Origin of the sequence: [Bacillus] selenitireducens MLS10 (assembly GCF_000093085.1) — a bacterium.
GTDB lineage: Bacteria > Bacillota > Bacilli > Bacillales > Salisediminibacteriaceae > Salisediminibacterium > Salisediminibacterium selenitireducens.
Window position 1 is genome coordinate 2953921 of the sequence record NC_014219.1, and the last position, 24530, is coordinate 2978450.

At 50.9% G+C, this 24530-nt stretch carries 22 protein-coding genes; 5 read left to right on the forward strand and 17 right to left on the reverse strand.

The genetic code is table 11. The features are described 5' to 3' along the window. The first annotated feature begins 114 nt into the window (after positions 1–114). Positions 115–1197: an FUSC family protein gene (locus BSEL_RS13870; protein ID WP_013173635.1), complete on the forward strand. Its 1083-nt coding sequence runs from the start codon at positions 115–117 to the stop codon at positions 1195–1197. 93 nt (positions 1198–1290) lie between these two features. Here BSEL_RS13870 and BSEL_RS13875 read toward each other — a convergent pair whose 3' ends face one another. From BSEL_RS13875 to BSEL_RS13890, 4 genes are all read right to left on the reverse strand, one after another. Beyond that, positions 1291–1632, reverse strand: a complete 342-nt coding sequence (locus BSEL_RS13875) for a hypothetical protein (protein ID WP_013173636.1) — start codon at positions 1630–1632, stop codon at positions 1291–1293. A 176-nt stretch (positions 1633–1808) separates the two neighbouring features. Then, positions 1809–3560, reverse strand: coding sequence for an ABC transporter ATP-binding protein (locus BSEL_RS13880; RefSeq protein ID WP_155522749.1), 1752 nt, complete (start codon positions 3558–3560; stop codon positions 1809–1811). 89 nt (positions 3561–3649) lie between these two features. Next, positions 3650–4177 (reverse strand): nucleoside tri-diphosphate phosphatase, encoded by a 528-nt coding sequence (gene ntdP / locus BSEL_RS13885; protein ID WP_013173638.1) that lies wholly within the window; start codon positions 4175–4177, stop codon positions 3650–3652. 53 nt (positions 4178–4230) lie between these two features. Further along, a complete protein-coding gene (locus tag BSEL_RS13890; RefSeq protein ID WP_013173639.1) occupies positions 4231–4665 on the reverse strand; it encodes a DUF3939 domain-containing protein in 435 nt (144 codons plus the stop codon). Positions 4666–4942: 277 nt separating this feature from the next. Here BSEL_RS13890 and BSEL_RS13895 point away from each other — a divergent pair, with 277 nt between their 5' ends. After that, positions 4943–8158: a hypothetical protein gene (locus tag BSEL_RS13895; protein WP_013173640.1), complete on the forward strand. Its 3216-nt coding sequence runs from the start codon at positions 4943–4945 to the stop codon at positions 8156–8158. A gap of 77 nt (positions 8159–8235) precedes the next feature. Here the strand turns inward: BSEL_RS13895 and BSEL_RS13900 are convergent, their stop codons facing one another. The 8 genes from BSEL_RS13900 to mutY all read right to left on the reverse strand — a co-directional run bounded on the left by BSEL_RS13900 (position 8236) and on the right by mutY (position 17119). Beyond that, positions 8236–9654 carry a glycosyltransferase family 2 protein gene (locus BSEL_RS13900; protein ID WP_013173641.1) on the reverse strand — a complete coding sequence of 473 codons (1419 nt, stop codon included), beginning with the start codon at positions 9652–9654 and terminating at the stop codon, positions 8236–8238. Beyond that, positions 9609–10700, reverse strand: a complete 1092-nt coding sequence (locus tag BSEL_RS13905) for a HEAT repeat domain-containing protein (protein WP_013173642.1) — start codon at positions 10698–10700, stop codon at positions 9609–9611. The genes BSEL_RS13900 and BSEL_RS13905 overlap by 46 nt, the downstream gene beginning before the upstream one ends. Next, positions 10697–12349, reverse strand: coding sequence for a response regulator (locus BSEL_RS13910; RefSeq protein ID WP_041581977.1), 1653 nt, complete (start codon positions 12347–12349; stop codon positions 10697–10699). The genes BSEL_RS13905 and BSEL_RS13910 overlap by 4 nt, the downstream gene beginning before the upstream one ends. A gap of 135 nt (positions 12350–12484) precedes the next feature. Beyond that, positions 12485–13012 carry a chromate transporter gene (locus BSEL_RS13915; RefSeq protein WP_013173644.1) on the reverse strand — a complete coding sequence of 176 codons (528 nt, stop codon included), beginning with the start codon at positions 13010–13012 and terminating at the stop codon, positions 12485–12487. Next, on the reverse strand, positions 13009–13566 hold the full coding sequence (locus tag BSEL_RS13920) for a chromate transporter (RefSeq protein ID WP_013173645.1): 558 nt from the start codon (positions 13564–13566) through the stop codon (positions 13009–13011). The genes BSEL_RS13915 and BSEL_RS13920 overlap by 4 nt, the downstream gene beginning before the upstream one ends. 33 nt (positions 13567–13599) lie before the next feature. Continuing rightward, on the reverse strand, positions 13600–15219 hold the full coding sequence (locus BSEL_RS13925; RefSeq protein ID WP_013173646.1) for a gamma-glutamyltransferase family protein: 1620 nt from the start codon (positions 15217–15219) through the stop codon (positions 13600–13602). Positions 15220–15250: 31 nt separating this feature from the next. Beyond that, on the reverse strand, positions 15251–16009 hold the full coding sequence (locus tag BSEL_RS13930; protein ID WP_013173647.1) for an SDR family NAD(P)-dependent oxidoreductase: 759 nt from the start codon (positions 16007–16009) through the stop codon (positions 15251–15253). 21 nt (positions 16010–16030) lie between these two features. Beyond that, the gene (gene mutY / locus BSEL_RS13935; RefSeq protein ID WP_013173648.1) at positions 16031–17119 is read right to left on the reverse strand and encodes an A/G-specific adenine glycosylase; all 1089 of its coding nucleotides are present in this window, start codon (positions 17117–17119) and stop codon (positions 16031–16033) included. Positions 17120–17207: 88 nt separating this feature from the next. Between mutY and BSEL_RS13940 the strand changes: the two genes are divergently transcribed. Then, on the forward strand, positions 17208–18197 hold the full coding sequence (locus BSEL_RS13940; RefSeq protein ID WP_013173649.1) for a metal-dependent hydrolase: 990 nt from the start codon (positions 17208–17210) through the stop codon (positions 18195–18197). Between the two features lie 118 nt (positions 18198–18315). Here the strand turns inward: BSEL_RS13940 and BSEL_RS13945 are convergent, their stop codons facing one another. The 3 genes from BSEL_RS13945 to BSEL_RS13955 all read right to left on the reverse strand — a co-directional run bounded on the left by BSEL_RS13945 (position 18316) and on the right by BSEL_RS13955 (position 19836). Continuing rightward, positions 18316–18582, reverse strand: a complete 267-nt coding sequence (locus BSEL_RS13945; RefSeq protein ID WP_013173650.1) for a YfhJ family protein — start codon at positions 18580–18582, stop codon at positions 18316–18318. A 26-nt stretch (positions 18583–18608) separates the two neighbouring features. Beyond that, a complete protein-coding gene (locus BSEL_RS13950) occupies positions 18609–18932 on the reverse strand; it encodes a YfhH family protein (protein ID WP_013173651.1) in 324 nt (107 codons plus the stop codon). 73 nt (positions 18933–19005) lie between these two features. Beyond that, positions 19006–19836 carry a RecX family transcriptional regulator gene (locus BSEL_RS13955; RefSeq protein WP_013173652.1) on the reverse strand — a complete coding sequence of 277 codons (831 nt, stop codon included), beginning with the start codon at positions 19834–19836 and terminating at the stop codon, positions 19006–19008. A 96-nt stretch (positions 19837–19932) separates the two neighbouring features. Between BSEL_RS13955 and BSEL_RS13960 the strand changes: the two genes are divergently transcribed. Beyond that, positions 19933–20835, forward strand: coding sequence for a TIGR01777 family oxidoreductase (locus BSEL_RS13960; RefSeq protein ID WP_013173653.1), 903 nt, complete (start codon positions 19933–19935; stop codon positions 20833–20835). 184 nt (positions 20836–21019) lie between these two features. Continuing rightward, positions 21020–21898, forward strand: coding sequence for a hypothetical protein (locus tag BSEL_RS13965; protein WP_155522751.1), 879 nt, complete (start codon positions 21020–21022; stop codon positions 21896–21898). Positions 21899–21978: 80 nt separating this feature from the next. On the opposite strand, the gene treR is transcribed toward BSEL_RS13965, so the two are convergent. Both treR and treC read right to left on the reverse strand, forming a co-directional pair. Continuing rightward, on the reverse strand, positions 21979–22698 hold the full coding sequence (gene treR, locus BSEL_RS13970; protein ID WP_013173655.1) for a trehalose operon repressor: 720 nt from the start codon (positions 22696–22698) through the stop codon (positions 21979–21981). Between the two features lie 23 nt (positions 22699–22721). After that, positions 22722–24416 carry an alpha,alpha-phosphotrehalase gene (treC, locus tag BSEL_RS13975; protein WP_013173656.1) on the reverse strand — a complete coding sequence of 565 codons (1695 nt, stop codon included), beginning with the start codon at positions 24414–24416 and terminating at the stop codon, positions 22722–22724. Positions 24417–24530 lie beyond the last annotated feature (114 nt).

Sequence of the window (24530 nt, forward strand, 5' to 3'; positions counted from 1 at the left end):
ACCTCCGGCCAAACGGCCGGGGGTTTTCCCATGGTATTGAAATTCAAGCAAATCCGGTGTATTGTAGATAGTTGACAACCATTATCGGATTTCGTGAAAGGATTTTGACCAACAATGAGGCTAGGAGCCCGTATTTTCAAAACAGGACTTTCCGTCACCCTTGCTCTGTATGTGGCAGGCTGGCTCGATTTTCAGTCACCCGCGTTCGCTGCGCTGGCCGCGTTCTTCGCCGTTCAGCCTTCGGTCCGAAAAAGTCTGACGCTTATTTGGGATCAGGTTCAGGCCAATGTGTTAAGTGCCATTCTTGCCGTTGTATTCGTTCTCGCCTTCGGCCAGGAACCGTTTGTCGTCGGTGCGGTCGTCCTGTTAATCATTGCGATTCACATCCAGCTGAAGAAAGAAGCGATTATCCCTCTTGCCGTTGTGACTGCGATTATTATTATGGGCAGCCCGACAACGGATTTCATGGAGCTTGCCTTTAACCGCTTTCTCCTCATCATGATCGGCGTTTTCTCCGCCTTTGCGGTGAACCTTGTGTTCCTTCCGCCGAAGCATGAGAATCAGCTGTACCACAAGATCACCGACGTTAATGACGACATCATTCAGTGGATTCGGCTTCTCCTTCACCACGAGGTCGATTACCGCACACTGAAAGAGGATCTCAAAAAACAGCGGGATCAGCTGAACAAGATTGATGAGACGTATCTCCTCTATAAGGATGAGCGGGGCATCTTCCGTAAACAGGAGTATGCCACCTTGCGAAAAGTCGTCCTGTTCAGACAGATGATCCGTTCAACCAGACAGGCCCACCGCATACTAGAGAACCTGACGATGAACGATAACCTGATTCACCAGCTTCCTGAAGACATGGCCCAGACGCTAAGGCTTCAGCTCGACGACATTACCAACTACCACGAGCGGATTCTTCTGAAATATGCGGGCAAGGTCAAACCCCATGCCACCGAAGACTATTATGAAGAGGTGTCTTCCGGGAAAAAAGTGCTGATGACGGGCTTTTTAAAAACCAGGAATGACTCGGATTTCGAAGAGACCGACTGGATGACCTTCCTCCCTGTCGTCGCACAGGTCATTGAGTACTGTGATGACATTGAATACCTCGATCGCCTCGTTGACCGCTTTTATAATTACCACACAGAGGACAATGAAGTCTTTATTAAAGAACGCAGTGATTATTAAATCGACGGAAACCACCAAAAAAAGTCGACCGACGCCACGATCATTGGACGTTGGTCGACTTTTTTAGGTCCGTTCCCTTTCATTCAATCTGAGTCAGCCGGTCTGTTCTTTTAACTTCATCACGCTTAAAACATTTGCTGTAACCAGCGACAAAAACAGTCCTGCAGAGAAAACCGTGGCAACCCCCACCGTGAATGTCCATACGAGGGCCCCGATGATATAGATTGAAAACGCCGAGAGTAGGACGATCCCTGTCCAAACGAGCCATTTTCTTCCCTTCATATAGCCAATCAGGCTGAGTAGCGACAGCACCGACCCCAGCACCCCTGTCATTGCCAAAGCGCTCTGTCCTTCCCGCCAGAAATCCATCCCGTTTAACAAAAATACCGCGCTCAATAAGGTCAGATAAAAAATGATGAACTTGCTTTTTCTCAACGGCATCCCCTCCAGTATATGTACGCTTCTTTTCTCACTTTACCACACTCTGGCCGATCTCATGACATCCGATTGCCATCTTCCGGCAAACAGCTTGAAGCATACAAAATAACCTGTATCCGAAGGACCGTTGATCCTTCAGACACAGGTTTTTCTTTTGCTTGCTCGTCAGGTTGTCAGTTCAGGTTCTGCACCTGAAACAGGTTATAGTAAGGTCCCTGTTGCTTCATCAGTTCTTCGTGCGACCCGGATTCAACGACCCGGCCCTGATCGATGACGAGGATCTTGTCCGAGTGCGTGATGGTCGAAAGCCGGTGGGCGACGATAAACGTCGTGCGGTTTTCCGCGAGTCGGAATAGAGACTGCTGAATGAGGCTCTCGCTCTCAAGATCAAGGGAACTTGTCGCTTCATCAAAGATGAGGATCTCCGGGCTTTTCAAAAAGACCCGGGCAATGGCGACGCGCTGCTTCTGTCCCCCTGAGAGTTTCACCCCGCGCTCTCCGATGTTCGTTTCATAGCCGTACGGCAGGTTCATGATAAAATCATGGGCATTGGCGGCCCGTGCTGCCTCGTACACCTCTTCATCCGTCGCATCCGGACGTCCCATGCGAATATTGAACATGACGGAATCACTGAAGATGATGTTGTCCTGCAGGACCATGCCGATCCGGTCCCTCAGTGAGCGCATTTGATAGTCCCGGACGTCCCGACCGTCAACGAGGATGCGTCCCCCGGTCACATCATGAAACCGCGGGATCAGGCTCATGATCGTACTCTTGCCTCCCCCGCTCATGCCGACAAGGGCAACGGTCTGTCCGGACTCGACGCGGAAATTCATGTCCTGTAAGAGCGTTTCCCCGTCCTGATAGGCAAAGGCCACATCTTCAAAGATGACTTCGCCCTTAGGAAAGCGGTACGGAACGGCGTCCGGTTTGTCTTCAATATCGTACGTCTCGTCGGCGAGCTCAAAGACGCGGTCCATGGACGCAATCGACTGGGTGATCGTCGTCGATGAGTTCACGAGACGGCGAAGCGGGTTATAGAGCCGGTCCATATACGCCACAAACGCCACCATCGTCCCAACGCTAATGCCGTTCTGAATGACGAGGAGTCCGGCAACCCCGATGACCATGACCGGTGCAATATCCGTAATCGTGTTGACAACGGCAAAGGTCTTCGCATTCCACTTCGTATGGTCAATGGCTTTATTGAGAAAATGATTGTTCTGTCTTTGGAACTGTTGCTGCTCGTAATCCTCAAGGGCAAAGCTGCGGATGACATTCATCCCCTGCAGCCGTTCATGCAAATGTCCCTGTACTTCGGCAAGCGCCTGCGAGCGCTCCCTTGTGAGCATCCGGAGTCGCGAATAGAAATACTTTATCGCAAAGCCGTAAAGCGGCATGAGCGAGACGGCAATGAGCGTGAGCCACGGATCCATCGTAAGCATAATAATGATGGCAACGACGATCGTAAAAAGATCGAGCCAGATGTTCATCATGCCGGTGATGATGAAGTTCTTCGTCTGTTCGACGTCGTGAATGACCCGTGAGATCACCTCTCCCGACTTCCGGTTCGCATAAAACTGCAGACTGAGCTTCTGCAGATGATGAAAGAGCTGATCGCGGATGTCATAGAGGATCTTGTTTCCCGTCCACTGGGCAAAATATTGCCGGTAGTATTCAATCGGCGGTCGGAACACAATAAAAATGACCAGCACAATGGACATGAGCCAGATCAGTTCATTGATTTGTTCTGCTGTCGTCATTTGACCGGAACCGATGATGTCATCGATGACATACTTCATGATGAGCGGAATGACGAGGGGAATCCCGAATTTCAACATCCCCACGACCACTGTGATCGCGATCTCTTTCCAGTACGGTTTTATGTATCTCATGTATCGTCTGACGCTGCCCACGTTCATCATCTCCAAATCATCACGTATCATGCCACTGCCATTCGCAGCGGTTTCTCATGTTCACACAGGAAAAGAGGACCTGTTAAGTCCTCTCCCCGTTACCGGTAATGCAAAAAGCGCTCATACCAGTATTCAATAAATCCCGGTTCAAAGGGGCCTTTTTGCTGACCCACCCAGGAAATCAGTTCATCCACTGCTTTCTTCATGATGACTTCGATCTCCGGCGGATAGTTCATCTGCCGCTTATGCATCCTGAACTCATCTTCATCCAACAGTTTGAACGTCATATCCGGAAACACTTTGATATCCAAATCATAGTCGATATACTTCAGTGCCTCTTCATCATACGTAAACGGCGTGCCCAGATTACAGTAATAGTACATGCCATCATCACGAATCATGCCGATGACATTGAACCAGTGATTGGCACTGAAATAACAAATTGCCGGTTCTCTCGTTCGCCATGACCGTCCGTCTGATTCATGAACGAGAATCCGGTCGTTGCCTCCGATAATCTCCTGAGACGTTCCTTTCAAAATGATGGTTTCCTCCCACACGCGATGGAGCGTACCATTGTGTTTATAACTCTGTACTTCAATATTGCTGCCTACGACAGGAAAATTCACAGCGGTACTCCTTCCTTTTCCACTACACAGGCTTGCGGTGTGTGACCATCCGGTCAGACGGATGCAAATAAAGGGCAAAAGGAGGGGGGTTCCGACAGATAATGCTTCAGTTTTTGAAAGTTGACCTTCCGGGACGGATCGCCGGGGATAACCGGTTCCGAGCCGGTTTCAAGTACATACTGGTCCACGGCAATCTGACAGCGGTCAATATAACCGGGCAGTTCCGCTTCTTCAAAGACCTCGTACGTCTCCCTCGACATATAGAAGGGCTGATCCGGCAAACCGCCCAGATCATCGGCCAATAGTTCAAAATCAATTTCATTATTCGTATGAATGATGGTGCGTAAAGGGATCTCTTCAGAACTCCGTTCCGCAAATCGGTTCACGGCTCTTCGGACATCTTCGATCGTCACGGTGACGGTCTCGAATTGCCGCTTCGGTTCTTCGCTGTCAGTCGCTGATGTCTGTTTTCGTTTGCGAAACCCCATCCATGCATCCTCCTCCGATATGATATGTCCTCACACAGTCACAGAACCTGATAGTTTCCAAACAATGTCTTGGTTTCTCTTTCATTATACTACTCTGAACGCAAGAATGAAATGAAACCCCTGTGGATATACCGTTTTTTTTGAATCTGAGGTTCGACCAAGGCAATGACGCCAGAAAAAAGATTGCAATAAAATGCTTCTCATACAACCATTTTCCATCTATAATCAAGTTAAAAGATAAGACTGGTAACAGTCTGAAAAAAGGGGCCCTTCTTTTATGAAAAAACTATTCATCGCCATTGCTGTTTTCCTGATCCTTCTGTTTGCACCTGCAGTTGTTTGGTTTATGGGTGATGACGATGTGTTTCACGTGTCAATCATCAACAAAACAGCTCCGGATGAATCTTACCGTGAACACCACAGTCTCACCTGGCTGTTGAATCACGAGCGGTATACGAAAGAAGACGGCACCGTCTACGATGTCGTGGAGGACTACTACGGGTTTCTCCCCAACGAAGCTGAGGAACATTACGACATCCGGCATCTGCCCGATCAGTACGCCGAAACCGACCTAATTTATATCGCGGATACTTACGGCGTCTATGAAGAAGATCTGCCTTGGACTGATCTTACCCAAGAGGAGAATCCAGGTCCGCCAAACCTGATCTACGGCGGATTTGAGCGACAGGAATGGGACGCCATCCGTGCTGCGGTGGAGATGCAGGGGACAGATCTGATTATGGAATTTAACAGCTTCGCCTCCCCGACCCCTGCTGGAGTCCGGGAGGATGTCCTTGAATTCCTTCGGGCGGACTGGGATGGCTGGATCGGCCGGCATTTCAACAACCTCGAAGCGGACGGTGGAGAAATCCCGCTTTGGGTGATCACACGCTACGAGGAACAGTATGGCAACTGGGGTTACGAAGGGGAAGGCTTTGTCCTGATCAACGATCTGTCTGAAGAGATCGTCATCCTCTCGGAAGAAGCCATGGATGTGACGGATCCTTCGATTCATGTGAGCTTTACAGAACGGGGGCAAGAGGCTTTCGGGCTCCCGGACAGTCCGCATTATGCCTACTGGTTCGACATTTTGGCTTACGATCACCCGGGTGATGTACTTGCCTATTATGACTGGGAATTAAACGATCAGGGAATCGATAAGCTTGATGAGTACGGAATCCCGACACAGTTTCCGGCGATTCTCCACCATGAGCGTAACGATGCTCAGGTGTATTACTTTGCCGGCGACTATGCGGATGTTCCGGACATGCCCGCCTTCCATCAGTACAGCTGGTATCCGAATATCCGCTCTCTCCTCTCCATCGGAGCCGTTGAAGCGGAAACCCGTTTCTTCTGGCGCACCTATGCCCCGATGATGATCACCCTGTTCGATCAGTTTCAGAACGGCGGAGATCGTCACGAGGTGAGTGAGCCTCAGGATACGACTGTCCTCCAGGCAGATCAGGACGGCATCCGTTATCCGGCAAGGGTGAACGGCCCCGATTTCGAAGTGTACAAGGACGGAGAGTGGGAGCCGTTTCTCTTCAAAGGCATCAACATGGGCATGGCCAAACCCGGGGTCTTCCCGGGAGAAGCGGCGATCACCCGGGATGAATATGACCGCTGGTTCGAACAGATCGGTGAGCTCAATGTCAACGTAATCCGGAACTACACGTTGCATCCGCCGGCCTTTTATGAAGCCCTCCATGATTACAACCAGGAAGCCGATGAACCGCTCTACCTGCTCCATGGGGTCTGGATTGACGAAGAGCCTCTCGAAGAAACCCTCGATGCCTTCACCCCAGAGATCACAGAAGAATTTCAAGAGGAGATCCGAACCATTGTCGATGTCATTCACGGGAACGCTGTTGTAAATCCTGAGCCTGGTCATGCTTCCGGGATTTATTCGAGAGACATCTCTCCTTACGTGATCGGATGGGTACTTGGCATCGAATGGTACCCGGTCATGGTCGATCAGATGCTTCAGGACTATCCGGATCTCGGTGATTACAGTGGTGACTTCGTCTTTACCGAATCCGCTGAGCCAATGGAAGTATGGATGGCGGATCAGTTTGAGTTCCTGATGGATTACGAAATCGACGAATATGAAAGCATGAGGCCGTTAAGTTTCACAAACTGGGTAACAACGGACAACATCGATCAGCCGGCAGAGCCGAACCTCGAAGAAGATATGGCCACTGTCAATCCGAATACGATCCGTCTGAGAGAGGGACCGGATGAAGTCGGTATGTTCGCTTCGTATCACGTTTATCCGTATTACCCGGATTTTCTGAACATCGAAGAAAGCTACACCGAATTTATCGATCACAGGGGTGAACCGAATAATTACGCAGGCTATTTGCGTGATTTGGAGGACGCCCACGAGATCCCGGTTCTCGTCGCGGAATTCGGCATTCCCGCTTCAAGAGGACTGACCCACCGTAATCCATTCGGCTGGAATCAGGGGTTCATCGAAGAAACGGAACAAGGAGAGATTCTCATCCGGCTGTATGAGGACATTGTGGAGACCGGTATGCTCGGCGGACTGATCTTCACCTGGCAGGATGAATGGTTCAAACGGACCTGGAATACAATGGACTATGACAATCCGGACCGGCGTCCGTTCTGGTCCAATGCCCAGACGAACGAGCAGCACTTCGGGCTATTGAATTTTGACCGGCTTAAAGTAAAGGTCAACGGTATCGATGACTGGACCGACGGCCAAACGATCATCGACAGACCGGACGGCCGCATGACGAACCTGACGGTGGATCATGATGAACGGTATCTGTATATCAAGAGTGAATTCAGTGAAATGGATAACGCATTCTGGGATGATCATCAGTTTGAGATGTATGTCAGTACGAGGGAGAATGAAGGTATTGATGTCACACTCCCGGTTCGTGATGAGACAATGAAAGCTGATTTTCATCTGACAATCGACGGCCGTGACGATGCGTCAATCCGTATTGCCGGCAACTATGATTCCTTTTTGTATGATTACAGCGAAGACGGCTTCACCGATGAGCTGCTTACGCTCGATTCCGAATTTCATCCGATCCGACTCGCCTTAAACCGTGAACAGATGAGACCGGACACTGAAGAGATCCTGCCGTTTGAGGCTTATGAAGCAGGCGAACTCCGATTTGGCATCGGAGATCCGGCTCACGAGGAGCATGATTCGCTTTCTGATTACTATTTCAGTGAAGAAACCGGCATTCTGGAGATCCGGATTCCGTGGATGCTCTTAAATGCAAGAGATCCGAGTCAACGGGAGTTTATGGGTAACGTATTTGAAGACGGCACAGATGCATCTGTTTTTATTGACGGAATCGACCTTGTGGCGATGCTGATGGAAGATGACACGGCCGTTGCCTCTTCGATGCCTGTTTTCCGCTATGAGTGGGAAACCTGGGACCTCCCTCAGTATGAAGAACGCCTGAAAGATTCCTATCACATCGTCCAGGAATTCTTCCGGACGGTTGATCAATAATCATTGAAAAATCCGCATGAACGCTCAACCGGCGTCCATGCGGATTTTTGCTTTTGTTATGGTATTGACCTCTCCGGTCAATTGGCATCTTTGGAGATGCCCTTGCGTGTCATTTGTCCCCATTCTGCCTTTTTCTTCAGTGTCATGACAAGCCCCTCACAGCGCCAGTACACCATCAGAGGACGGTACCAGAATGATTCGGTCAATGCCCAAAGGTAGAGCACAACAAGACTTTTTGCATTCGGATATTTATGATACGTCATCTCTTCAAGCAGAATAGCCAGAGATGACAGTAAAGATCCGTAGGTGACGGTCACCACAAACATCACCGCGGCAATTTCGATGGAGATGAGGGAAAAAATCACGCCGAGAATTAAGACGAGATACCCGATCAGTTCAAAGACCGCACTCAATAGTTCCACAAACAGATAGTAAGGCATGGAAAAGAGGCCGATGCCCCTGTATTTCGGATTGAGCATCATTTTCTTATGCGTCCACAGCGTCTCAGCAAGCCCCCTCTGCCATCGCTTCCTCTGTGATCGCAATATGGCCGTCGTGGCAGGAGCTTCTGTCCAGCAAACCGGATCCTGGATGTATTCGATTCTCTGGTCAGATTTCTCATCCTTGATCGAACGGTGCATTCTGACGATCAGTTCCATATCCTCACCGACTGTCTTTGGATTATAACCGCCGACTTTAATGACCCGGCTTTTCTCGAAGACGCCGAATGCACCGGAAATAATCAGAAGAATGTTCATCCGGCTTAAGCCGAGCCTGCCAATGAGGAAAGCCCGAAAGTATTCGACGATCTGCAACAGGACGATCGGTTCTTTGGGCAATCCGACCTTCTCAACCTGACTGTGCACAATGTTCGAACCGTTGGCAATTCGAACGGTTCCGCCAGTTGCCGTTACTTTGCCGTTTGAATCAATAATCGGTTTCATCGTCTTCAAGAGCGCATCCTGATCGAGAATCGAATCACCGTCAATCGCTGCAAAATACGGATACTTCGAAAAGTTAATCCCCGCATTCAACGCATCAGCCTTGCCTCCGTTCTCTTTGACAACCAAAAAGATATGCGGGTACAGTTCGGACTGATAGGCACGCTTAACCTCTCCGGTGTCAAAATATTTCCGCATGGCAAGGTCAATCTTCTTCATGGAAAACTGTTTGATGACCTTTTCACTTGTTGCATCCTTCGAGCCGTCATCAATGACGATCACTTCGTACTGCGGGTAATTCAGGGCGATCATCGACCGGACGGTTGAGACGATGCCAACCTCTTCATTATAAGCCGGAATGAGAATCGAAACCGGGAACGTATCCTGATTGACGGCGATCTCTTCGATCTGTTCCGTGCGGTTCAGGGTGCTCTCTTTTTTGATCCGGGGACCGGCAATAATAAAGAGTAGGATATAGGTCGAACCGACGGCAATCATATAAAAAATGATCACGTAGGCGAGGAGCTCCATGACCGTTGAAACATTATCCCACATGGGCCTGTCCCCCCCTTCATCGTCAGCGTCTGTAATGCCATGTCTCTTGCATAGCCGTCTTCATGGTTCTCGGCCATGTCCCTTAAAACAGATTCGCCATCATTGAACATGCCAATCGCTTCACATGCGGCGAACCGGACCCACCATACATTGTCTCCGGCAAGATGCTTCAGAAAGTCAATGAACTCTTCAAGGTTCATGATTCCCGCCAGTCTCGCTGCATACATCCGCTCTTCCCAATAAGACGAATTGAAGAATGACGGCATCACCGAGGGATCAGAGATGTACTGATAATTGCACAGGCTTTTAAAGGCCTTGATTCGCATTTCCAATCGGTCATCCTCAAGTTTCGATTCCACGAATGGGAGGAATTCATAAAGACCTGCCTCCCCGCAGTGGATCACGAATGCTTCTTCAAGCACCGCAGGTACGTCTTCACGACTTTCACCGGATCTCTCAGCAAGACGCCTGAGTGAGTCCGTGGAGACACGGCGAATCAGCTCTTTGGCAAAGCCAAAGGATAGCCTGTCCTCATACAGAAGAAAATCCACGACCCGTTCATCCTGAAAGCCGGCCAACACCCGCAGTGCCTGCCGGTACTCTTCATCATTGTGCTCCAGTTTCTGAAGATGTTCCCAGACTGCGTCATTCAGGTTTTTCATATGGAAGTCCTGGATAAAATACAGGGTATTCACCCTGTCAGCCCATTTATCTTTCAAAAGGCTTCTTCGGTAAACCTCTGACAGATGCAGTTCGGCAATGTCCTGGATCCTCGCGTGCTGATCGGGGTCAGACGTCTTCCCACCAACTTCATTCAACAGTCGCTCGAGCACTTCTCTTTTTAGCGCCTGCGATTTCGGAAGCCTTGGCTCATAAGTCTGTTCACCGGTTATATAGGACAAATAGGCGGACAAATTTTTCGAAAAGAGATGCTCCACCTTTTCCTCAAATCGTCTCTCTTTTGTTTTTTTCTGAATAATGTAACCAAGCACCAAGAGTTGAACCCCTAAGAGAACCGCCGCTGTCATGAGAGCCGCCATGATCATAGTGCATTCAACCTTTCAAACAGCCGGTCCAGTCTTGCGCCGACTTCTCTGACGTTAAAGGGCTTGACCATATAATCATCGGCCCCGAGTGACAATGCACGGGCCACTTCCCTGTCACCCTTTCTTCCTGTGAGCATGGAGATGACGATGTTGGACTGGCCGTACTCATTGCGCACCCGCTGCAGGGCTTCAATCCCGTCCATCTTCGGCATAATCCCGTCGAGAAGCACGATGAACTGCCGGTCTTTTTCATACCAGTCGCCTTCGACAAAAGACAGCCCGTCTGGGTAGGTTTTCACCATCAGAGGACGGCCCGCAATGACTTTCCGTTTCGTAAAGTGATGCGTCAGCATCTCTCTGACGACACGGTCATCATCCACAATGATAAGCACGATCTCATCATTCACCTGATCCTGCTTCGATTCCATTGAATAGAGAGAAATGGTCCGTCCGCCTCGCCGTTTCGCCAAACGGAGGGCTTTTTCCGCATGAAAGATCGTCTTTTTCGGCGGTTCCGCTTCTTCACCCGCCTCGGCAACACCTGCTGAGAACGTCATACCTGAAGGTAATGCGTCATCCTGGTCAATAAGCGCCGTAAACGTGTCCTCCGCCCTGTCAAGAACGGCTTTTACGTCCTGTTCCGTTCCTTCAGGTGAAAGAAGGACAAACTTGCCTTTATACATACCGATCAAGTCCTGTTTCCACTTTTCTCTCATAATGGCTTCAACAAGTTTGACCGACAACAGGTCATTCACCTGGTAATCATAAGGATCTTTGTTCGTTTCAGGGTAATCCGTCCTGATCATGGCAACACTGTAGCCCTTCAGGGTCGCTGCTGCATGCCGTTTATGGAGCTTTATCAGTTCTCTTTCAATGGCATTCCGGTTATAGGCACCGGTCAGGTCATCCATCGTGATTTGTGCCTTTACCATGCGGCTCATGCGGATCCGATTTTGGATCAGCGAAACAAAGACACGTTTGTCAAACGGCTTAACCAGGACGTCCGGTACCCCTGAATCATACAGCTCGGCTATTCGCTCAGCTTTTCCGTCGTGAATAGTCATCACAAGGGGGATTGACTCGGAAAGGATCCGGTCTCTCGCCTCTTTGCAAACTGTCTCCTCAGCTTCTTCACAAATCTGTTCATCAACGATCACCAGAGCCGGGTTCATCGAATCAAGGAGTTCGATCCCTTTCTGAACAGTGAGGGCGATCCCGGTCTGCACAGCGTGCTGATCGAGCAGCTGCTTCATGTCCGTCTGATACGTGGTATCCGGATCCACAATCAGTACAACAGGCAAATCCGGAACAGTCAAGTCATTCATCTTCAATTCGGCCTCATTCTGCATTGTCTGCCTTACTTCGCGCGGGGATAAGGGCTGATCTCCGGACACCGCTCCCTTCAGATCCAACAGATGCGGCAACCAGTCGTCTTCAAACCATTTCTTATTGATTTTGCGGTCAAATACCCTCTCGAGCCGGTGTCTGATGAACGATGCTGCGTCTGTCCGTTCAAACTTGTCGGCAGTCTCAAGGAACTGATCGAAGTAACGGATCAGTTCCTGTTCAGTAATGTACGGCCGCTGTCTCCATTCCAGTATGGTTGCCTCCACCTGATTCAACATGATTCGTTCATACCTGCCAGCCAAAATGATTCACTCCCTGCGTCTTCGTATTGAAAAAGCGGTACCCTCCGCCTTTTCTCCCTGCTTTGAGACTTATTCTACTTATTTCTCTTCCCATTATCCAACAAGATTACACGATTTCTTCACTATCATTAAAATTTACAGGAATAGAGCCCCATAGAACAGGGCAAACAAAATGACGTAGGCAGGGTGAATCTTTCTGATTTCGAGCAGGACATAGCTCACACCCATAATCAGCACCGTCTGAATCCAGCCGCTTTCATCAAGGGAATCGCCGATGAAGCGGAACGTCATAACCCCTAAGAGGACAGCGATCGTCGGCCTGACGATCGAAGAGAGCATCTTCACTTTCGGTGAATCCTTGTATTTCATCAGGAGACTGATGAGCAGAATCATCAGAATCAGAGACGGGATGACCATCGCGCCAAGGGCCACGACAGCACCCATGATCCCGGCTTCCTGAAAGCCGACAAAACCGGCCATCTTCGTTGCAATCGGGCCCGGAAGCGCATTGCCGAGCGCGATCATCTCCGCAAACTCCCCGCTCGTCATCCACTCATAGCGGTGAACGACTTCGTACTCCACGAGGGGAATCGTCGCCGGTCCGCCGCCGTAGCCGAGAATACCCGGCAGTAAAAAAGCCAAAAACAGTTCCCAATAAATCATGCCTCCTCACCTTCTTTCTTGCGCCCCGTCGGCTTTGTAAGAACGAAGATGATCAATGCGGCAATCACGATTGCCGGATGGACGCCTGCGAGCTGAATCAGCAAGACGGACGCCACAATCAGAAGCGTCACCTTCAGCCAGCCGAGATCTTTGTTGGATTTCTCAATAAATCCCCAGGTCAGGACACCGAGGAGCACGGCCACGACCGGTATGACGCCCCGCGTCATCCCCTGAACCCAGCCGAGATCCCGAAAGGAACTGAGCGTCGCCAGCAGGAGAATCATCAGGATCACTGTCGGCAAGACGGACGCGGCGAGGGCATTGAGCATGCCAGGTATGCCGGAAACCCGGTAGCCCACGTAACCCGCGAGCTTTGTTGCGATCGGCCCCGGAAGGGTGTTGCCCATTGCCAGCATGTCGGAAAATTCGTCATCCGTCATCCATTTATAATTCTCCACCACTTCTTTTTGAACGAGTGGAATGGCGGCGGGGCCTCCCCCGTAGCCGAGGAGCCCCACCCGTAAAAATGCAAAAAACAAATGTTTATGTGTCATCGTAACAAAGCACCTTTCCCATGCGATTCGCTGTTAATAGACTGCGATGGCCCCGTCGGTTCTCGATTCGGTTCCACCTGCCAACACTCCGGTTTTCGGATCCCGCCAAATAATCTGCCCGCGGCCGAAGGCGCCGTCATGAGCGGCGATCTCCACCTTGTGTCCCCTTCTCAACAGGCCGTTCACAATATGTTCAGGCACAGTCTGTTCAAGCTGCACGCTCTTGCCCTTCAGCCACTGCCAGCGCGGTGCATCGAGGGCTGCCTGCGGATTCAGCTTAAAGTCCACGGTATTCATCACCATTTGCATATGCCCCTGAGGCTGCATGAATCCGCCCATGACACCGAATGGTCCGACGGCTTCGTCACCTTTCGTCATAAAGCCTGGAATGATCGTGTGATACGTTCTTTTCCCTGGCTTCAGTGCGTTGTCGTGAGTCGGATCGAGGCTGAAGTTATGGCCGCGGTTCTGCAGGGCAATCCCGGTTCCGGGCACGACCACACCCGAGCCGAAGCCCATGTAGTTGCTCTGAATAAAGCTGACCATGTTGCCGTCTTTGTCCGCAGCTGCAAGATAGACCGTTCCGCTTGAAGACGGATCGCCGGGCTTCGGTTCCATCGCTTCGCCCTTAATCTCCGAACGTCGTTCACGTGCGTAGCTGTCACTCAGCATCGAAGAGACGTTCTGCGTCATGTCTGACGGTTCTGTGATGTAGTGCAGGCCGTCGGTGAAGGCCTGCTTCATCGCTTCGATCTGATAGTGAAAGGTCTGATCGGTATCGCGCGTGGCGAAGGTATCATCCTGCAGGGTCTTCAGTGCCATGAGGGCAATCATGCCCTGTCCGTTCGGCGGGATCTCCCAGACGTCATAGCCTTTGTAATTGACCGAAACCGGTTCCACCCACTCCGGCTGAAAGGAGGTCAGGTCTTCCTTACGGAGATAGCCGCCCTGTGCCCTGGACGCCGCATCAATCCGGTCAGCCAGTTCGCCGCTGTAGAAGGCTTTCGCATCTGTTTTTGCAATGGCTTCAAGGGTTTTGGCATGGCCCTCGGATTGCCAAAGGTCCCCGGCCTGCGGCGCTTCTCCGCCCGGAGCGAACGTCTCAAACCAGGCGCTGAACTCCTCTGACGTCAACGTTTCTTTAAACCGCTTTGCTGCATTGTTCCAGAAAAAAGCAAGCACCGGTGACAAAGGATAGCCGTCTCGTGCATGACGGATGGCCGGTTCAAACAGCTCCTTAAACGGCAGTTTGCCAAAGCGTCTTGACAGCTCCGCCCACGCGGCCGGTGTACCTGGCACCGTGACAGGTGTCCAGCCAAAGGCCGGCATCTCTTCAGTGATGCCCTTCTCCTTCAATACGTCGATGGAGAGCGCCTCAGGTGCCGGGCCGCTGCCGTTGAGCCCGTAAAGTTTTTTGTCATCGTGGATCCAGACGAGGGCAAAGGCGTCACTTCCGATTCCGTTGGACGTCGGTTCCGTCACCGTCAGGCATGCAGCCGTTGCAATTGCGGCATCGACGGCGTTGCCGCCCTTTTTCAGCATGGTGAGGCCTGCCTCTGCGGCGAGGGGCTGACTCGTTGCGACCATCCCGTTTTTGGAGTAGGTCACCTGGCGTTTCGCTTTATACGGATTGTGCTGTGCATCAAACATCATCGTCATCATCCTCCTGTTGGTGTGTCTTTGTTTAAAAATTGGAGCGGGACTGGCCGCCGTCGACATTCAGGGTCGCACCGGACACCCATCTTGCCCGGTCCGAAGCGAGAAAGACGACGACGTCCGCCACTTCCTCGACCGTACCGAAGCGGCCTGCAGGAATCTGGTCTTTGACAAACTGATTGATCTTCTCCGGTGTTTCATCAAGGCGCTTTTGCCAGTTGCCTGTCGGATGCAAAATCGAACCCGGGGCAACGCCGTTGACCCGGACGCCGTCTTTGATCAACTCGTCCGCGAACGATTTGGTAAAACTGATCATCGCCGCCTTTGCCGCATTATATGTAGGCTTTCCGCCTGATTCTCGGCCGAAGATTGAGGAGATATTGACGATCGATCCGCTCCCGGCTTCCTTCATGGCCGATGCCGCCATCTGGCTGAAATGAACAGCGGACAGATAGTTCAGCTCAAGGGCATCCCTGAAGAGATCCACATCCGTCTCCATCGACGTCGATCCGCTGCTGCCGCCGGCATTGTTGATCAGGATATCGATCGTCCCGAGGGTATCCGTGAACCAGTCCATGACCTGTTCACGGGCCTCCCGGTCCATGAGATCAGCGCTCATCGTCACAAGTTCCGGCGTCTCTTCCTTCGCCTGCCTGAGCGCTTCTTCCCCTCTTGCCACAATGGCGACATTGGCTCCCTCCGCCACAAAGGCTTTGGCAATGCCCTTGCCGATTCCCTTTGAACCTCCGGTTACGAGCACATTTTTTCCTTGAAGTCGCAGTTTCATCACTCATTCTCCTTTCTGTTGTCAGCTTCTCTTGCCAATCACTTCTTCTGCAATGGTTCCGTCTATGATCTTCTGATGCGAGACGGAAAACGGATAGTAGGTCAACTCTTCAGGCGGCATCATTAATTCGTCACCCGAAAGACTGACCCGGTTCTTTAATCGTACAAGAAAAACATCCATTTCCCAAACAATATGTGAAAAAACATGCCTGACCTGCTGGGTATGTGTCACATGATCGACGGCAATGCCACTGTATCTCTTTGTCAGCGCGTCAATCAGCGCTTCTTCGCCGGATTGCTCATCACTTTCAATCATCGGGAACTCCCACATGTTTGCGAGAAGGCCTGTTTCAGGCCGTTTTTGAATCAGGACACGTCCGTCGGCGTCGACGATGACAGTGGTTTGCCAACGCTCCGTTCGCGGCGGTTTCTTTTTTGCTTTCACGGGAAGGAGGGATTCCACACCTTCAGCTCTCGCATGACAGTGTGACACGACCGGACACGTCAGGCATTGCGGGTTCTTCGGTGTACAGACCGTCGCCCCGAGCTCCATCAGCGCCTGATTGAAATCTCCTGCATCCTCTGTCGGGATGAGATCCCGGAGAATGTTTTCGATCTGGATCCTGGCCTTCGGTTTTGCGATGTCGTCATACAGTGTCAAAAGCCTTGACATGACACGCATCACATTGCCATCCACTGCAGGGACCGGTTTTCCGTATGCAATGGAAAGAATAGCGCCTGCCGTATAAGGCCCGATTCCTCTGAGAGACCGGATTTCCTTTTCCGTATCCGGCACTTTTCCTCCGTAATCTGCCGTCACTTCTTTCACTGCAGCCTGCAGATTCCGTGCCCTGGAATAATAGCCGAGTCCTTCCCAGACTTTCAGTACATCCTCCTCGGCCGCTTCCGCGAGGGCCTCCGGAGTCGGGAAGAGACTGATAAAGCGGTTGAAATAGGGAATGACCGTTTCCACGCGTGTCTGTTGGAGCATGATCTCAGAGACCCAGATCTTATAGGGATCCTGGTCTTTTCGCCATGGAAGATCCCGGTTGTCCGCCTGATACCAGGTGAGTAAATCGTGTTGAAAAGCGGTTGTCTGAATTTGTTTCATCAATGATGCACCTCATCTTTTAAATTACAAGTAAATCGGGTAAAGTAACAGTATCATCTGATCAGACAGGAAGGAGGGTGTTGCGGATATGGATACCGGAACGCATGTGGTTATGGGCTTCGCAGTGGGCGGACTCGCTACCCTTGACCCCGTTGTCGGCGGCTCTCCGGAAATGACCCAGGCCGTCCTGATCGGGGCACTGATCGGTTCGCAGGCCCCTGATTTTGACACGGTCCTCAAACTGAAAAACAATGCCGTGTACATACGCAATCACCGGGGCGTGACGCATTCCGTGCCGTTCTGGTTCATTTGGGCCGCACTGATCACCATCTTCATTGACAGCATCATTCCGAATGTCAATCCGTTCCACCTGTTCCTGTGGACGTTCTTTGCCGTGTTCCTCCACGTATTCGTCGATATCTTTAACGCATACGGCACAAAGGCCTTCTCCCCATTTTACCCGAAATGGCTTGCCCTCGGGGTCATTAATATTCTCGACCCGCTCATTTTTCTGACGCATATCGTGGCGATTATCATGTGGAACATGGGCTTTGACCCAGGCTATACCTTCTTGACACTGTACGTGTTCCTCACAGTATATTATATCTGGCGGATCCGTGCACAGCGGCGGGTGTATCTCGAGATGGAACGACTGCATCCTGATGCTACGCATATCTTCACCTCCCCGACGTTCAAATGGCACCAGTGGCACATCGTTGTCCGGACGGAGACGGAGATGTTTGTGGCCGGAGCCAAGCGCGGTGACATTCAGTATTTTGAGACGTATCCGTTCGAACCGATCCCGGATGACCCGGTGATCAATGCGGCGAGAAAAGACGAGAATCTCTCAGCCTTTCTTTCGTTCTCTCCGGCCTACCGGTGGTATGTTTCCCTTGAACCTCACGGGTATTCGGTGAAATTCATCGATCTCCGCTACCGGAGTAAAGGGTACTACCCGTTCGTCGCCATCGTGCGTCTCAATGAGGACTTGAGTATCCGCGGCTCTTATACGGGATGGATTTACAACACAGAGACGCTGAGACGAAAACTCATCATGTCGGAACAGGGTTCGTCCTGAAGAACCGCCCACCTGAATGCGCACTGAAGAGACGCGATGACCGCAGAATCAACGAAGAAGGGAAGCTCCTCTTGTCACGAGGGGCTTCCCTTTTCTCTCTTTGCAGCCGGCGAACCGGTTAATGATAGAACTTCTTTTTCTCAAACCATTCCCGGTATTTTTTATTTTCCTGCAGGACTTCATGGAGCTTTGATCCGTGGTGATCGATCCATTGGACGAGCACCTTCTCCGTCGTTTCTTTGCCTCTATATGTGCGTCCGGCTTTCGCCTGCGTGGATTCAAAGTCCTCCCAGAGAAGCTCCACCCAGGTCCGGGCTTCTGCATAGCTCAGTTTGTCATTATGTTCAAGGAGGCGGTTTGTCAGTCGCTCATGATAGTCATTCACAATACAACATCCTTTCTTCCATACCGTCAGCGGACAGGCAACTGCTTACCGAATACCGAAATCGGCACAGCTTCAAGCTCTGAGCTTCCTGAGCGGTAGCCCCATGCAAAGACCCCGTTCAGATAGTCGATGTCAAAATACTCTTCTTCATCGCCTTTAAAGACGTAACGTTCCCCTTTACGGAAGTCATCCGGGTCAAGGAGATAGGCCTGGGCCATGAGAATCTTCCGCTCGTGAACGGCATACTCACTGATCATACCCCGCTGTTCCGCCTTTTGGGCTTTCACAGTCAAATCCCCGATTTCCGTCTGCAGTTCCGCCATGCTCATCTCACTGTATTTTTTATCCAAAACAATCCCTCCAGGCTGTCTGCTTCCTGTATCCATTATAAAATGGAACGAGGGAAAAAAGAAAGTCCGCCGCTTACGATTCTGAGACATATTCATCGATAAAGCGTTGGATGACGGGCATCGGAAACCCTTTTCTGTACAGGCCTTTTTTAAGCCGGTCCCTCCGTTTCGCCGGATCGTGCTCGGTGATGCGCGCAAGGAGTTTCTCACCGTGAAACACGGCATTCTCCCATTCTTCATCAGTCTCTCCGTCTTCCTCTTCTTCCTGATCCGACAATACACGCTCCACTGCGACTGAAGCGATCCCTGTCTGATACCCTTTTCGCATCAGGAGCTGCATGAGCTTATTCTTTCGGTTGATTTTGGATTCCCGGCGGTACTCCCCGGCCTTCTTCGCCGCGAGCCGGACTGCCGCTTCGAGGACTTCATCTTCACCGAATTCCTCCATCGCCTCATCGATCAGCGCGCCTTCGACACCTTTTTGATAAAGCTCCTGGCGGATGTGCATCGGTCCTTTCGTACTTGTATCCCGTCTCGTTCTCACAAATGCCTGGGCAAAGGCCCGGTCGTCGATGAGATTGAGCTGATCAAGCCGATCAAGCACCTCGGGGATCACGTCTTCCTCTGTCTCTTTTTTCTTCAGGTAGCTGATGATCTCCCGCTCCGAACGCATCCGAAAGGAGATGAAGTTCACGGCAAGCTGCACAGCCCTGTCGACGGTTTCCATGCTCTTGATGGATTCGAACTCTTCTTCAGACAGTTCCCTGGCCCGGATCAGGTTGTGGCGGATCAGGGTCTCTTCGGACACTGTGCCGATATAGGTCTCGGATCCGTCTTTCTCTTCATAGAGATGATAGCGCCCCTTCGTGCGTTTGGCCTCTTTGATTTTGGACAGTTTAATCATAACGTCCCTCCAGATTGTCGATTTTTGGTTTGATTCAGTGCATTTAAAGGAAAAGACAGACATACGAGTATTGTAAAGTGAAAGGAGTGTCGGACCATGCGAATTGCAATCAGTGGTGGAAGCGGTATGATCGGCAGTGCGATTACAAAAGAACTGGTGGAGAGCGGCCATGACGTCTATATTCTGACAAGGAGTACCGTGAACCGCTCCAGTGAACCGCATATTCAGTATGTGCGCTGGCTCAGCGCGAACAGCTACCCTGAACAGGAGCTTGAGGGTATCGATGCCTTCATCAACCTCGCCGGTGAGAACCTGAATTCAGGACGGTGGACACCTGCGAAAAAAGACAAGATCCTCAAGAGCAGACTGCAGGCAACCCGTGAGACGGTGCGCATCCTGCATGCCCTTGAGAAAAAGCCGAAAGTCCTCATCAACGGATCCGCAGTCGGAATTTACGGAACGTCCTATTCAAGGACTTTTACGGAACGTGATACGGAACCCGGAGAGGATTTCCTCGCAGATGTGGTCACCGCCTGGGAAGAGGCCGCGCAGGACTTACCTGATGAAACGAGACTCGTCTATGCACGATTCGGCGTCGTTCTCTCCACAGAAGGCGGCGCATTGAAGAAGATGTTGCCGGCCTTTCAGCTCTATGCAGGAGGAAAGCTCGGAACCGGTGAACAGTGGATGTCCTGGATTCATCTCGAAGATGTGGCCAAAGGCGTCGTCTTCCTCCTCGATCAGGAAGACCTCGAGGGTCCGGTAAACTTCACGGCACCGAATCCGGAGAAGATGAAGCATTTCGGCAAAACCCTCTCAGTCGTTCTCGGTAAACCGTTTTGGGCACCGGTACCGAGCGTTATGCTGAAAGCAGCCCTCGGTGAAATGAGCGTCCTCGTCCTCGAAGGACAGAAAGTGCTGCCTGATCAGTTAACCGCTCACGGCTATACGTTCCGCTATCCGAAATTAAAAGAAGCACTGGAAAATTTAGTGACATGACGTGAGGAACTTCTCTGATTTCAGAGAAGTTCCTTTTACTTCTACACAATCGTACCAAATAATAGTATCATAGAGTGAGAGGATCTTTAACGAAAAGAATGTGTACGAGACTTTAACCTTTTCTTTTTATGGAGTTGCCTTACACTGAGCACAATGACTACGATGAGAAAGGGATTGGTAACTTATGCCAGTATTACAACCAAGCTTTTTAGGAAAGAAAGTGTTCATGGATCAGAACAGTGGCCGCCAGTACATGATTAAGTATGAGCGGTTCGTTCCGCCCCGCAAGATTCACGCCCTGCTGTTTGATCAGGATGTCCCTGTGATCTTTGCCATTCTTGACAAAGAAGGACGGTTTCTTGACTCGTTCTTTCTCTCCAACAAGACGACTGCCGACTCGGCTGAGGCGATGGAAGCCTACAAGGTGATCGCGGACCGAAAAGCCCAGCATAAAATGACGCAGGACGATTTGCAGGATGCGTTGAAACCTGAATCGGAAGCAAAGATGAAAAACAAACATATCCGAAAGCATCTGAAAGATGAACATCTCGAAGACATCAAACATCAGTGGCCATCCCGGCTGATTTCCTTGCAAAATGCATATGGGCGTTCAGACGATTCCCTGATTATTGACACGCTGCGGGATGCTCTTGCCGAGGCAAACGGTCAGCGCGCCTTTGACTTTATCACGACGCACCGCATCGATCGGCTCGTGCCGCTCCTTGCGCCTCATGCAAGCCAGTCACCGGAACTGATTCGCCTCGTTCCTGACGTTTATTTAAGCAGTGAACATCCGGAAGTCGTCTATGACTTTCTCCTGCAAACGGCCGAAACGATTGATCTCGGTTCGCACAAATCCGTTGAAGAACTTCTGAATCAGGGGAAGCGCGTCGATCTCGTGCATCACGACAGCCTCATGAAGCGCCTTTTAACGCTGCTGATGCGCCGCGTGAAAGACGAGACGGACGAAAAACCGACGGCCTGGCTGTCCAAATGTGTCCATGACCGTGAGCTCCGCGCGACGATTATGGATATGCTGAAGAAACCTAAGGCAAAAGGTTAATCCATTTTTTGCAGAATGACAAAGAAGCTCTTACCCGTTCACAGCGGATAAGAGCTTCTTTTTTTGACACCAAGGCCTGTTTATTTGCCGTGACTCCGTCTGGCAAAGTCGACAAAGCGGAATTTGTCCGGTCTGTGCCGTGATTCCGTATATTGAAAGAGGGTCGCGTCGTCGAGGTAGACGAAGTTTCGGACGACGACAATATTCATATGCCCGTTCAGCTCAAGGAGGCGGCGATCCTCCTCTGTCGGCTCTTCCACGACGATCTCTTTCTTCGCGAAGCTGATGGTCAGCCCGAGGTCTCCTTCGATGTACTGATAGATCGAGTCTTCACAAATCTCTTTTGTCAGATGGTCGACGTACGTGCTGTTCAGATAATCCTTATCAAGGATGATCCGTTCTCCGTCAATCTCACGAACCCGCAAGACCCGCCAGATATGACCGCCAGCCGGTATTTGGAGCTTAGCACGAATCTCTTCTGCCGGTTTCTCGTAAGCGAGATCCTCGACGTGCGTGCGAAATCGCTGCCCCATCTTCTCGGCAAGCTCACGAAAGCTGACGAGGCCTGAGACGGGGAAGTCAAACTTCTGCGCATCAAGGACGACAGAGCCTTTTCCCTGGATTTTCTGAATAAACCCGTTTTGAGCGAGGAGATTCAATGCCTTGCGGATTGTCTCCCTGGACGTGTCAAACTGATTCATCAGTTCGTGTTCAGAAGGCAGCTTGGTTCCTGGTGCATAGAGTCCATCCTGAATTTGATCTGCAATTCGTTTGTAGATCTCAATATATTTGTTCTGCATGCGTCATCACCCCGTTCAGTGTATCATGACTTGGTCATCAGGTACACGTGTGAATCATAGGATCCGACAGGCATGTGATCGGTGAGGTCCGGCGCCTCTGCCTTATTTGAAAGAATCAGCTCGGCACTGTCCGTGAACGGTCTCAGCTCATCAGGCAGTTTGAGCGTCGTATTCCCCTTGTAGAAATGACTCACAACAAGAAGCATTTCCGTTTCGGTCTCTCTCGTATAGACAAAGAGACGCGGATCTGACAGATGCCAAACCTGATAGTTCCCGGTTGTGATGATGTCCAGTTCCTTTCTCAGTCGGATAAGGTCTTTGTAGTGATAGAAGATGGAATCCTGATCGCGAAGCGCAGCCTCTGCATTGATTGACTCGTATACGTCAGGAACCGGAATCCACGGTGTTCCATCTGTAAATCCGCCGTTTTTCCCGGCATTCCACTGCACCGGCGTCCTCGAGTTGTCACGGCTTTTTGCCTGTATGATCGGCATCAGCTCTTCGGGCTTCCGCCCCTTCCTGAGCTGATCCTGATAGAAATTCAGCGTCTCCACATCCCGGTAATCGTCGATCGAATCAAACTTCGGATTCGTCATCCCGAATTCTTCACCCTGATAAATATACGGCGTCCCCTGCATCATATGCACGGTCGTTGCAAGCATCTTTGCCGATTCTTTATGAAAGTCCCGATCGTCACCGTAGCGGCTCACGACTCTCGGCTGGTCGTGGTTACACCAGAACAGGGCGTTCCAGCCCCCGCCTTCGTGCATCTTGGTCTGCCACTCAGACAGAATCTCTTTCAGCTGTATAAAATCAAAATCCGCAAGAGCCCACTTCTCACCATTCGGATAATCAACCTTCAGGTGATGGAAGTTAAAGGTCATGTCAAGTTCTTCACGGTCGGGACGGGTATACTTGATGCAGTGATCGATCGTCGTCGAACTCATCTCCCCGACGGTCATGGCATCATAGTGTGAGAAGACCTCTTTGTTCATTTCGTGCATGAACTCATGGACGCGCGGACCGTCCGTATAGAATTTCCGCCCATCCCCGGGCGCCGTTGATCCGTCGTCGTCCGGGAATGCCTGATCTTTCGAAATCAGGTTAATCACGTCGAGGCGGAAGCCGTCAACACCTTTTTTGAACCAGAAGTGCATCATATCGTACACGTCCCGACGGACATCCTCGTTCTCCCAGTTCAGATCCGCCTGAGTGATGTCGAAGAGATGCAGGTAATACTGTCCGGTCGCCTCATCGTATGCCCAGGCGTTCCCGCCGAATTTGGACTGCCAGTTCGTCGGTTCCCTGCCGTCGACCGGGTCTTTCCAAATGTAATAGTTCCGGTACGGATTCTCCTTTGAAGACCGTGCTTGTTGGAACCATTCGTGATCCGTTGACGTGTGGTTGACGACGATATCCATGATTACTTTGATCCCCCGCTCATGAGCCCCTTCAAGGAGACGGTCAAAATCGGCCATCGTGCCGTATTCATGATGAATCGAAAAATAATCGGCGATGTCGTACCCATTGTCTTTTTGCGGGGATGCATAAATCGGCGTCAGCCATATAACATCGGTTCCAAGTTCGTTGATATAGTCGAGTTTATCAATAATCCCCTGAATATCTCCCGTACCGTTCCCGGTTGTATCATTGAACGATTTCGGATAAATCTGGTAGACGGCGGCTTTTCGCCACCATTCATTCATTGTACGCGCCATAATGAAACATCCTTTCGTGAGTGTTCGTTTAAAGGTACTATGCCCGCTGTTCCTTTCAGTATAACTTGTATATACAAGTTTTTCAACGGTTCCTGTCTCACTGTCTTGATCGAG